Genomic DNA, 12,371 nt, shown 5'->3' with positions numbered 1-12,371 from the left:
GTAACAATTTGGTAAAGCATAATTCGATACCTGCTATGATTTCGAATGTTGTGTCTTTTGCAAAAGAATATAATGTCTAGTTCAAACTTTTTGGTTAAATTGAGAGGTAAATACTCTGCATGCATACTATTTTGTTTGTAGAGTTGAATTTTTTCAACTTAACCTAATCGTAATGAAAAACACAAGAATCAGCTTGGTGTTGCTAGCATTTCTATTGCTTGCATGCGCCGACGAAAACAGTGTTGCTCCTGTTATTGAGCAAAAAGACCCCATAGCCAAATCCGACATTGACGCCGAGATTATTTCGTCACTACAAGAGAATGACGAATTCAATTGGAAGGAAGCATCTGATGAGGTGATATGGAGTGCCCTAATCCATGGCGACTCAATTTTAAGCGTAGGGTATCAACCGGTTGGTGAATCAAATATCAATGGTCGTATTTCGGAAATTGATATTCAACAGACTGATTGGATTGAAGTTTCTAAAAGTATCATAGACAATTCTGTTGCCATCGCACAAAAGTCTAATGCAACGATCCAAGAAGAAGATTTGGAAGTAAGAAGACACAACGTACTTCCATTCATAGATATGAAAGTAACGAGCTTGGAGGTAGTGAGATACCTACGCACTTTAGAAAGCGTAAGATATGCAGAGCCCCTAGGCTATGAAGTTGACTTCAGTTCTGTTGCAGGAGGAAGAATTGAAAGTAATTCTGGTTGCAGCAATGATCCTGACTATGGAATTCCTTCCAGTGATTACACCAATATTGCTCCAGGTGCTAAAGCGTCTTGGCATTTATATGCAAATAATATTGTTAACGCATGGTCTTCTAGTACCGGTCAAGGAATAGGGATCGGTTTAATCGACACAGGAATTTCTTCCAATCAAGATAACCTCAATAGTAATTTTAATTCAGGATACTCTAGTGGCAGGTATGTAAATAAAGAAGGCTTTTATAGAAGCTCTTGGTGGTGGTGGTCAAAACCCGACGGACCAAATGATAAATGCGGACATGGAACTGCCATGGCTGGGGTAATGGCAGCTCCGAGAAGTAATGATGGGTCTTCGGTAGGTGTAGCTTACAATGCTAATTTGGTTTCAGTAAGAGGTACAGGTGATGTAGTCATTAACAATAGTAGAGAGAAAACTGGGGTGTCGGATGCTTTGGTTTATCTAGGAAATAGAAGCGACGTTAAAATTATCAGCATGTCAATTGGCGATGTGTTTTCCAATTCAAAAGTTGCTGACGCAGTGCGATATGCTTATGGTAGAGGTAAACTCATCTTTGCTGCAGCGGGTACATCTACTTCATTTACCAATTGGTTTGGAGTAATCTTCCCAGCAAATATGAATGAAACAGTAGCTGTTACCGGCATCAAGGAAAGTGGATATACAAGATGTGATATCTGTCACTCTGGAAGTAAAGTGGACTTTACTGTTATTATGGAAAGAAATGGAACGGAAAATCACCCGCTTTCATTAGCGATGAGTGGAAGTCAGCCTTCTACAGTTGGAGGATCTTCTGTTGCAACAGCTACCGCAGCAGGTATTGCGGCGTTGGTATGGGCGAAAAATCCAGGTATGTCTAGAGAGCAAGTCCTTGACAAAATGAAACGAACTGCTGATTTATACCCCAATAGGAGCTCATCTTATGGCTGGGGAACGCTAGATGCAGCAGCAGCAGTGAATTATTAAGATAAACTAAACCTAACCGTTAAAGCGCCGGAGTAATGCTCTGGCGTTTTTTTATTCCTCATGGTATTTTTTCATTCCTGCTATGAAGTCCTTTAGATCTCCCTCATACTCCTGGATCAATATATTTTGCAAGGAATCTTTAGCTGAATAGTACCTAAGAAATGACATGAAATAAGCATTGTTGGGTCTACTTATTTCAAAGATTTGGTAATATCTAGAGTTGTGAAAATGTAGCGAATCGATGGAGCTAATTATCTCATCAATCATTAGCTGCTTATGATGGCTCTTATATGAATCACCTAGATTATTTATTGACTTATAGAGTGAATCTAGCTTGCTTGTAGCGAGAAGCATTTGATTTCTAAATGTTTTACTGTCTTCTTCAGCAAGCACATACTCAAAGTATGCGTGAGAATTTTTACCATATTTCTCATCAAGAAATTGAATTGCGCCCTGTTCACCAATAAACGAGGCTAAATTTTCATTAAACTCAATGTTGTCTTTAATAAACAATGTAGAATGTGTAAGCTCATGAATGATAAGTTCAGCTAGAGAGCCTTCTTTTCGCTCCAACATATTAGAAAGTATTGGATCGGTTGTCCAACCTAAAGTTGACCAGCCTCCGACTGAGCGTATCCGTACGTCATATCCTTGATCAATCAATTCATCTCTCTCTTCTTTTGCTCGCTCTAAATCAAAAAATCCTTTGTACGGGAAGGAGCCTAAAATAGGGAAGGACCATAGTTTAGGCTCCAACATGTATGCTTTAGATGCAGACAAATTCCATAAGGCGACTTCTCCTTTTTGATCATAAAATGTGGTGTAGTTCTCCGATTGGGTCAATCCCAATTCTTGGAATGCAAAAACTCGAACCTGTTGGACAATTTTGATTTTCTGTTTTAAGCTATCTGGGTATATGGGGTCGTTTAAAATAGTTTCAACTTCCTGAGTGTTGAAGGTGATTCTTAGTTGTCCTTGTGCCTGTCTTATTCCATAACTCAAAATATCCCAGTTGAAGAATGCAATAAGAACAAGAAGTGCAATTACTGTCCAAATGATTTTTTTAACCATCCTACAACTTTATTTATTGTTTATCGTAAGATACCTTGTAATACATAGTAATAAAACTAACCTTTTCCAATCATGGATTTAAAAGATCACGATAATAACCTTCGAATAATTGGTAAAATTTTTATTGTTATTGGTCTCATATTGGTACCAATTTCTATTAGTACATTCTTTTTCGTAGACATGTTTATAGAGAGTGATCTTTGGATGGAAATCCGAGAGCTTGATATTGTATTATTTGAATTGAGGCCTCCAAGAGGTATTGCTTACTTCTTGCCTACTATTCAAACTATATCTTCTTTTATTTTCCTGATTTCGGGATATGGATTAAGCACAGAAAAAGATTGGGGGAAGAAGTTTGCGATAGTGCCTGCAGTTATGCTTCTATTTAAATTCCCTATTGGGACTGCTTTGGGAGGCTATATGATATATGCCATTCATTATGTGCCAAAGAATGAGGAAATCATTAATAGTGATGAGTTAGCCTAGGATTCAGATGATGTGTCCTTCGGTACTCGCATGGTTAGAATGAAGAAGCACGTTGTTTCATTATCAGGTTCAAAGTAGTACTCATACTTTGTGCCTGTTTTCTTTGCCATATCTATAAATCCAAGTCCAGCACCACCAGTTTCACCTAGTTCAGAGTTCTCCATCGCATCACGATACATTTGCTTTATTCCATCGGAGTCCAAAGAATTGATGTTGTCAAGAATGTCTCGAAGAGTTACTGCACTTTTAATTTCAATGTTATTTCCTGTGGTGATGAAATACTCTTTTTTATCATGGCCAATAAGAAAAATACCTTTCTTGACTAGTCCATGTTCTAAAGAATTCGATTCTTCATCTGATTGACTATCCGCATGCTTGCATATGTTTTGTAAAGACTCCATCATCACATGATAGACCCGCTTAGTTACTCGTCGATTTTCATGACGTGTATTGAGATCTTCTGAAATCATATCAGTTATACTCTCAATGGTAGACTGAGTCACATTGCCTAGATATACTACATTGAGGTGCGTTTTAGTCATTGCCTTTTTAAAAGCAATGACTGTTTTCATGTGTTTGAGCTGCTGGTATACTTGCTCATACCCTGAATTTTCCATCGGAGAGGCATTAGGATTTGATCAAATTACAATATAGTGAAGAAGGAGGGAGCCTCAATGGAAATTATCATAATACTTACTTGTAAATCCCATTTCCAGGAATAAAACTTTTTCCTAATATTTTTAGCAAAATGCTTTTTAGCTCAATGCTAAAAAGTTATTTTTGTCAGATCTAGAAAAAGAAAATAATAAATATGGCTGACGCTCAAGATAAACTCAAAGCTCTTCAGATTACTATTGATAAACTGGAAAAGACCTATGGCAAAGGAACAGTAATGAAGCTCAGTGATGAGAGTGTAATGGATGTGCCTACTATCTCTACTGGATCATTAAGTCTGGATATTGCATTGGGAGTTGGAGGTATTCCTCGGGGTAGAATTATTGAAGTCTATGGTCCTGAATCTTCAGGTAAGACCACCTTAGCGATGCATTGTATTGCAGAAGCTCAAAAAGCTGGTGGAATGGCTGCAATAATTGATGCAGAGCATGCCTTTGATAAATTATATGCTGAGAAATTAGGTATTGATACCGAGAACCTACTGATCTCGCAGCCGGATAATGGAGAGCAGGCTTTAGAGATTGCAGAGCATTTAATTAGGTCTGGAGCACTAGATATCATTGTTATTGACTCAGTTGCAGCTTTGGTTCCTCGAGGTGAGCTTGAAGGAGAGATGGGGGACAGTAAGATGGGTCTGCAGGCAAGGTTAATGTCGCAAGCTTTGAGAAAGCTTACTGGAACAATTAATAAAACGGGATGCTCTTGTATCTTCATTAATCAGCTGAGGGAAAAAATAGGGGTGATGTTTGGTAATCCTGAGACTACTACAGGAGGTAATGCACTAAAATTCTATGCTTCTATTCGACTTGATATACGAAGAATTGGTCAGATCAAAGAGTCGGCTGACAATGTGATGGGTAATAGAACTCGTGTGAAGGTTGTGAAGAACAAGGTGGCACCTCCATTTAAGGTAGTTGAGTTTGATATCATGTATGGAAGGGGCATAAGCAAGAGTGGTGAAATTGTCGATATTGGAGTTGAGCTTGATGTTGTTCAGAAGTCTGGGTCATGGTTCTCGTATGATGGAAACAAGTTAGGCCAGGGGAGAGATGCAGTTAAGGCTTTGATAGAGGATAATCCAGAGTTGATGGAAGAATTGGAAAGAAGAATAAAAGAGAAACTGAACGGGTAAATATTATTCGTTATAAATAAAAAAGGGTGAGCATTGCTCACCCTTTTTCGTTTACACAATATCCTAAATTAACCAGTGGTTCTGATAGCTATTACAGGATCAAGTCGCGCGGCCATTAAAGCTGGCACTATACCAGAAATAACGCCTATTATTCCAGCGACTCCCAATCCTAAGATTACATTACCTAAGGTCAATACCAAGTCAAGATTTCCGAGGCTTGCCAAGGAAAGCAGCCAGACGAGAAATAATCCTACGGCTCCACCAATAAGGCTTAAGAATATTGCTTCAAATAGAAATTGGAATAGGATAAAAAAGTTTTTAGCACCCAAGGATTTTTGGATACCAATAATATTGGTTCGTTCTCTCACTGATACAAACATGATATTGGCAATGCCGAATCCTCCAACGAGAATAGAGAACCCACCAATTGCCCATCCAGCAACTCCAATTACATCAAAAGTGGATCCAATAATATTCATGATGGCATCTTGTCTGTTTACAGAGAAGTTGTCTTTTTCTTTTGGTCTCAGGCCTCTTTTAGTACGCAATAAGCCAGTAATTTCAGCTTGAAGTTCAACAAGTCCGATATCATCTGTTCTTCCTTTCACACTTACCAAAGTCTCTACGCCTCTATTTCTACCGGAGTAGTAGATTTTTTTGAATGATTGATATGGGATCATAACATTCTCATCATTCCCAGTGTCACCAAAGATACCTTCACCTTCTTCTTCAAAGACTGCAATCACTACATACTTTAAACCCTTGATTTTAATCTCTTTACCGATAGGTTCACCTCTTGGAAATAATTTCTTGGCAATAAGGTGTCCAATCATGGCAACATTTTTTCCTGTGTAGGATTCAGAAGCGGTAAAATATCGACCCTTACCAACATCGCTGGCTACATCATAGACATCCTGGTGAGTGTGAGATACTCCAAAGAGCGTAACCCCATTGTAACTATTGCTTTCGTATTTTACTGTATTACCACCAGTAACAGCGAAAATTGTTATTCCTTCGGAGTTTTTAAGATTTTTTTTGAGGAACTCATACTCCTCATAATTGGTGTAAGGACGCTTGATATATTCCCACCAAGGTATATCCGGTCCGAATTCATACGGAAACCTTCGGATATCCAAATTATTGGCATCAAGGAAACTTAAGCTGTTTTTAATGCTTCGTTCTAAAGAATCTACCAAAGTAAAAACAGCAATGATTGCAAAAATCCCAATCGTTACTCCAAGTAATGAAAGGGTTGTTCGGAGAAGGTTCATTCGAAGTGCGCTCCATGCAAATCGAAAACTCTCAAGGACTAGCTTAAGTATTTTCACAATCAGTTCTTTTTAATATTGATTCTTCGCGACAATTATCAAAACAAATGTAGCTAAATGAATAGCACGTTTATGAATAAAGTAGCGATCGGTCAATGCTTATTTTCAACGGTTATTTCCCTAAGTTGACGAGTTTCGTACATGATACGTTACAAACTGAAACATATTTGCTAATTTTGCGGTCCTTTGATCATTAAAATAGATCCTTTTTCCTATGGGAATGAAATTATCCGAATTTAAGTTCGACCTACCATCAAGCCTTATTGCCTTACACCCAACAGAAAACCGTGATGACTCTCGTCTTATGGTTATTCATAAAGACACTGGGGAGATCGAACATAAAGTTTTCAAAGATGTAGTGGACTACTTCGGCGAAAATGATGTTTTTGTAACCAATGACACCAAAGTGTTCCCAGCCAGATTATATGGGAATAAAGAAAAGACAGGTGCTAAGATTGAAGTTTTCTTGCTTAGAGAGCTGAATACTGAAATGAAATTATGGGATGTGTTGGTGGACCCTGCTCGAAAAATTAGAGTAGGTAACAAGCTCTACTTCGGAGATGGTGAATTAGTAGCAGAGGTTATTGATAACACGACTAGTAGAGGAAGAACGATAAGATTCCTTTTTGATGGGGATAGAGATCAATTCTATAAAATGATTGATGCATTGGGAGAAACACCGCTTCCAAAAGAGATCAAGCGTTCGGCTGAACCAGAAGATCGAGATCGCTTTCAAACAATTTTTGCTAAGAATATTGGAGCTGTTGCAGCACCTACAGCTGGAATGCACTTCACTCCTCAGCTAATGAAGCGAATGGAGTTGATTGGAATAGACGTGTCGTCAATTACACTTCATGTTGGTTTAGGTACTTTTAGACCTGTAGATGTAGAAGACCTTACAAAACATAAAATGGACTCAGAAAATTACTGGGTAGAAAAAGGCACTGCTGACAGGGTAAATCGAGCACTTGACGAAAGAACTAAAATTTGTGCTGTCGGTACGACTGTAATGAAGACCTTGGAATCCTCTGTTTCTGCAAATGGATTATTAAAGGAAAATTCAGGATGGACTGATAAGTTCATTTTCCCTCCATATGATTTCAAGATTTGTGATGCATTGATTACAAACTTCCACTTGCCTGAATCCACATTACTAATGATGGCTTCAGCTTTTGGAGGATATGAATTGATTCAAGAAGCGTATCAGATTGCTATTAAAGAAAAATATCGATTCTTCAGTTACGGAGATGCGATGCTTATAGTCTAATCAGTTGAAAAAATATGCCATCATAGTGGCTGGAGGTATTGGCACTCGCATGAAAAGCGATGTGCCAAAACAGTTTCTCGAAATTGATGGCATACCAATTATTGTAAGGTCTATACAGAAATTCCTTGATTTCGATAATTCTGTATCTATCGTAGTAGTTCTACCAGAACAGCATGTAGATGAATGGAATGAAATTAAATCAACGTATTTATCAAGTACTGATATAAACTTAACGGTTGGCGGAAAGTCACGTACAGAATCTGTTATGTCTGGATTGGCTAAAATTGACGAAACAGGTCTTGTGGCTATACATGATGCGGTTAGGCCTTTTGTTTCCATTAAAACAATTGCTGATTCGTTTGCCTCCGCCTCAAAACATCAATCGGGTGTTGCGACAGTGGCACTTAAAGATTCTATTCGAGAAATTGATGCGGATACCTCTACTGCACGAGATCGCTCAAATTACGTGCTTGTCCAAACTCCTCAAACCTTTGATATTGCGGCATTAAAGTCTGCTTACAAAATTTCAGGAGATGGTTCATACACAGATGATGCAAGCGTTTTTGAAGCTGCTGGCAATAAGGTGCATTTAGTCGATGGAACCTACGATAACATTAAAATCACAACGCCGGAAGATTTAAAATAATCTCCCGGCCTTGGTGACTTCTAGTTCTTAATGATCTTATAAACTACGAGGTTATTTCTTTCCTCGTCGATTATTCTGAAAATGTATTGTCCTTTCTGGAAGCTCGAAATATCAATTGAGATATCTTCTTGCTTGCTGTCTAGTGTTTGCTTCAACATCTCTTTCCCTTTAAGGTCATAAACCTCTAGCGATAGGTTACCAGCATTTTCACGTGTGTAATTAATGTTAATTAAATCAACCGTTGGATTTGGGAATATTGAGAATGCATCGAAATGAGGTGAATTGGCGCCAAGAATTACTTCTATTACAATTCCATCCTCTGATGCAAATACTGCAAGCTTAAAGCTATTGTCACCAACTCCAGCTTCGCCAACCTCAAACTCAACAAATGCTGATTCATCTAATGGAATACCAGGGTATTCTACAAAGAATCTATACGTTCCCTGTGGTAGGAATCCATATTCAAATTCGCCCTCATCGTTTGTCTCGCCGTAAGCGATTAATTCAAAATCATCATTATCCTGATCGGTACGTCCACCTGTACGCTTTCTTCTGACTCCACATTTACGTCGTGAGGCTCGTCTTCTGGCATCTATTCTACCATCATCATCTTCAAAGTCTTCTTCTATGGTTCCTCCGATTAATCCGTCACCATCCGCAGCTGTCAACTCCCTAGGGATATCTGTCATCACTATAGTAACAGAGGCATCATCATTCAATTCCAGTGTGTCTGCTTCGTCCCACAAAAATGTATCACCAAAATATGTGGGAACATATGTGTCTTCATCAGAACTGACATTAATCAAAAAGTCACCTAAGACCACATCAGGGAATGAAAAACTACTGGAGGCACCTGTTATAGAAGCCACAGTATCGAATCGGACTTCTCCTTCTTCAATTTCAAGTAAATAACCATCTACATCTTCCGGTATAAGTGCATCACTATCATCAGTGACATCAACCGAAACTATCGCGGTTGCCAATACTTCAACTTCATTTGAAGAAAGAGTGACACCCGTTGCCAATGTATTGCTAATCAGCAAGCTGTACTCACCCATGCTATTTCTATCAATATCAGTAATTGTGTAGTTTGGATCAGTAGCACCAGCAACGTCTTGTCCATTAAGTTGCCATTGATAAGTGTTAGCTGTGCCATTTGCACTTGAATTCAATTCCTGTGTAGAACCTGCAGGTATCTGAGTGTCGCTTTCTAGAATTGCATCAACTGGATCTTGATTCGTATAGCTTAACACTGCAACTCCTGCAACTGCTTCTAAATCACCGAAATCTAGACTGTTGCCATTTAGGTTAATGTCCACTGCGTTTACAAGGCCACTGAAATCTGATTCTAAGGCATCAATATCATTATCTGATAAGTCAAGTATCTCTAATGCATCAAGACTTTCTATTGCTGCAGGCAATGAACCTATTAGCCCATTCCCAGGTAGTTCAAGACGTTCTACTCTATCTCCGCCTACATTAAGCGTAACACCAAACCAGGTGCTTACATCTGGGTCTCCCCAGTTTGCTGCATCCGTCCAGTTTGTGCCATCCATATTATCAAATAACGTCTGTAGTGCAGTCGCATCTGCTTCTAATTGATTGGCACCCATACCAGTATTTAAGAAAATGTTGGTTCCGCTATAATAATCACCAACAATTATGTCGTTATCTCCATCTGAGTCAATATCTCCAATATTTACAGTACTGTATTCAGTAACAATTGCTGGAATGTCATGGTCAAATTCAAATGTACCAGTACCATCATTTAACCAAAGTTTTGGGTAAGATATATATCCACCAGATACCAGATCGACATCTCCATCTTGATCAATATCTGCAAGAAAACTTCCATAATTGCTTCCAGTTTCAACATTAGATCCTCCGGTAAATACTCCCATGTCATTGATAATAACATAGCTTTCGGTAGTTACATACTCGGCAGCATTGGATGCGAAAACATCTATATCTCCATCTCCATCTAAATCTGCAACATCAACATCAGATATAGATCCACTTGTAACGAATGATTGACCAAGTTCCAACATTCCATTATTGTTGGTCAGAGACTCTACGCCATTTTCTTCTCTTGCCAATACAACATCCATGTCGGTATCACTATCAAGATTTCCCAGCGCCATTTTATTAGCTTCAATATTATAAGATGAAGTCATACTAAAGGTTAGTGATCCTTGATTATCATAGATTCGAATGTACTTGTTGCTTACCCCGTTCAATCTTGCTACGATATCAAGATCGCCGTCTTCATCCATATCAGCTATTTCTACTTGCTTAGCCTCATATCCTAAGCCCAAATTAGAATTGTAAGAAAATGTACCAGTTCCATCGTTGGTATATATAAGAAATCCTGGGTAGCCTCCGTCGGATTCTAAGGCAACGACCATGTCTATATCACCATCTCCATCCAAATTTCCAAAGGCCATTTGGTAGCCACCACCAGGAAATTCTTGATTGACTGTGAAGTTGCCAAGACCATCATTGATCCAACTTCTACCAATCTGATCTCCAACTTGCATGAGGTCTAAATCACCGTCTCCATCAATGTCAACAAGTTGTTGATCGTAGGTTGCCGACACAGTTAGAATATCAGCACCTTGATCAAATGTTCCTCCCCCTTGATTATCTCTTATCGCTACATTTCCATCAAAATAGAATAAGTCTGCATCACCATCACCATCCAAATCGGCAGGTTGAGATTTGCCAGGGAATTTTGCTTGCTCTGTAAATCCTCCTGTTCCATTGCTGATAAGTACAAAAGTGGAGTCTTCAGAAACTGCTACAAAATCATCAAAATTATCTGTGTCAACGCTAGTAGTGAACACGTCATCACCATTTCCTGATGGGGATAATTGTACGTTAGGATTTTCACTGAAATTAGTTGATGCATCAGAGAGAATAGAACCGTCGTTTTCTAGAGGGCGAACGGCTAGATATGGTGCACTTAAAAAGCCCACTAATTCCAAATCTCCATCATTGTCGAAATCCAATGAATAAGCTCTGTCATTAAAGCTGTAGGTCGGCGAGAAGGCTGTATTGGAATCGGTGAAATTACCAGATCCATCATTTTCTAAGACCTGTATGCCATTTCCAAAGGAAGTAATATTTGAAACATATACGATGTCTTCATCAGTATCTCCATCCACGTCCATTACTGATAATAATCGAGATGATACGTAGCTTGGATCAGATCCTTTAAAACCAGTTGAATCTGGGAAGTTCATCCCAACATTTTCAAATAGTGTTACATAGTCATTGTAGGTGGGACCATCCTGACTAGTTTCAGCAATGATATCTAAATCACCATCCCCATCAACATCAACAGCAAACGTTCCATCATCATCTAAATCGACAGTGGGAAAAGTAGTAGCTTGTGCTGCAAAATTCCCTGAGCCATCGTTTATCCACATTTGGCTGCTGAATGAACCATAGGTTCCATTTTGCATAAATAAATCTAGGTCACTATCCCCATCAAAATCTGCTAGAATGGTATTGTCAACAATCTCAAGCGGGATAGTAGTCAGCCTACTTACATCAAAGCTAAAGCCACCATTATTGGTTAGAATTATTGGACTATCCAGATAAGAAACATAAACTGCATCTATATCACCATCTCCATCAAGGTCTCCAGTATGAACTTTAGAAAATAAAGTTGCTCCCAAAGTGACTTTTGGTTCAAAGAATACGGATTGGGCCAATGGTTGAATATCATTGACTATTCTATTGGCGTGTTCTTTTAACCTAGCTTCAAAATCCTTTTTATCTTTCTGTTGCGCATTTGCTGAAACTACAACACCCATAGCAAGGGCTACCGCCCAGTGTTTGTAATTTAGCTTGGGCTTTAATCCTATTTTTTCACCCAATGTAGAGATTTTCCTTTCAATGCTTTTTAGCTTTTCTATCGAATCTTTTCTTTTTCGATAGCGCTGCTTTTGAAATTCTCCTTCCCTTATGCTTTTGTGGAATCTAGAAGCAAGCTTTGAATGCTTGTTTTTAAGTCTATTGAGAAGTGATTGATGTAATGAATGCTTCATATCAATGGTGGTTTTTGC

The 12,371-nt window shown here is 38.6% G+C and carries 9 protein-coding genes; 5 read left to right on the top strand and 4 right to left on the bottom strand.

From position 1 onward, the window contains the following. Positions 1-172: 172 nt before the first annotated feature. A complete protein-coding gene (locus tag ACY650_RS05560; protein WP_462252574.1) occupies positions 173-1,696 on the top strand; it encodes a S8 family peptidase in 1,524 nt (507 codons plus the stop codon). Between the two features lie 51 nt (positions 1,697-1,747). Here ACY650_RS05560 and ACY650_RS05555 read toward each other — a convergent pair whose 3' ends face one another. Beyond that, positions 1,748-2,767 (bottom strand): aminopeptidase, encoded by a 1,020-nt coding sequence (locus ACY650_RS05555; protein ID WP_462252572.1) that lies wholly within the window; start codon positions 2,765-2,767, stop codon positions 1,748-1,750. Positions 2,768-2,839: 72 nt separating this feature from the next. Here ACY650_RS05555 and ACY650_RS05550 point away from each other — a divergent pair, with 72 nt between their 5' ends. Next, positions 2,840-3,253, top strand: a complete 414-nt coding sequence (locus tag ACY650_RS05550; protein ID WP_462252570.1) for a hypothetical protein — start codon at positions 2,840-2,842, stop codon at positions 3,251-3,253. On the opposite strand, the gene ACY650_RS05545 is transcribed toward ACY650_RS05550, so the two are convergent. Continuing rightward, entirely contained in the window at positions 3,250-3,825 is a 576-nt protein-coding gene (locus ACY650_RS05545) for a SiaB family protein kinase (protein WP_462252568.1), read from the bottom strand. The genes ACY650_RS05550 and ACY650_RS05545 overlap by 4 nt on opposite strands. Positions 3,826-4,064: 239 nt before the next feature. On the opposite strand from ACY650_RS05545, the gene recA reads away from it, so the two are divergent. Continuing rightward, positions 4,065-5,060 carry a recombinase RecA gene (gene recA / locus ACY650_RS05540; RefSeq protein ID WP_462252566.1) on the top strand — a complete coding sequence of 332 codons (996 nt, stop codon included), beginning with the start codon at positions 4,065-4,067 and terminating at the stop codon, positions 5,058-5,060. A gap of 68 nt (positions 5,061-5,128) precedes the next feature. Here the strand turns inward: recA and ACY650_RS05535 are convergent, their stop codons facing one another. After that, positions 5,129-6,388 carry an ABC transporter permease gene (locus tag ACY650_RS05535; protein WP_462252564.1) on the bottom strand — a complete coding sequence of 420 codons (1,260 nt, stop codon included), beginning with the start codon at positions 6,386-6,388 and terminating at the stop codon, positions 5,129-5,131. Between the two features lie 220 nt (positions 6,389-6,608). On the opposite strand from ACY650_RS05535, the gene queA reads away from it, so the two are divergent. Together queA and ACY650_RS05525 are read left to right on the top strand one after the other, a co-directional pair. Next, a complete protein-coding gene (gene queA, locus ACY650_RS05530) occupies positions 6,609-7,655 on the top strand; it encodes a tRNA preQ1(34) S-adenosylmethionine ribosyltransferase-isomerase QueA (RefSeq protein WP_462252562.1) in 1,047 nt (348 codons plus the stop codon). Positions 7,656-7,659: 4 nt separating this feature from the next. Then, positions 7,660-8,301: a 2-C-methyl-D-erythritol 4-phosphate cytidylyltransferase gene (locus ACY650_RS05525; protein WP_462252560.1), complete on the top strand. Its 642-nt coding sequence runs from the start codon at positions 7,660-7,662 to the stop codon at positions 8,299-8,301. A 20-nt stretch (positions 8,302-8,321) separates the two neighbouring features. Here the strand turns inward: ACY650_RS05525 and ACY650_RS05520 are convergent, their stop codons facing one another. Next, on the bottom strand, positions 8,322-12,353 hold the full coding sequence (locus ACY650_RS05520; protein WP_462252558.1) for an FG-GAP-like repeat-containing protein: 4,032 nt from the start codon (positions 12,351-12,353) through the stop codon (positions 8,322-8,324). Positions 12,354-12,371 lie beyond the last annotated feature (18 nt).

Origin of the sequence: Ekhidna sp., assembly GCF_963691765.1 — a bacterium.
Lineage (GTDB): Bacteria > Bacteroidota > Bacteroidia > Cytophagales > Cyclobacteriaceae > Ekhidna.
Note: the sequence above shows the minus strand (reverse complement) of the source record. Positions and strands in the feature narration are given on the sequence as shown.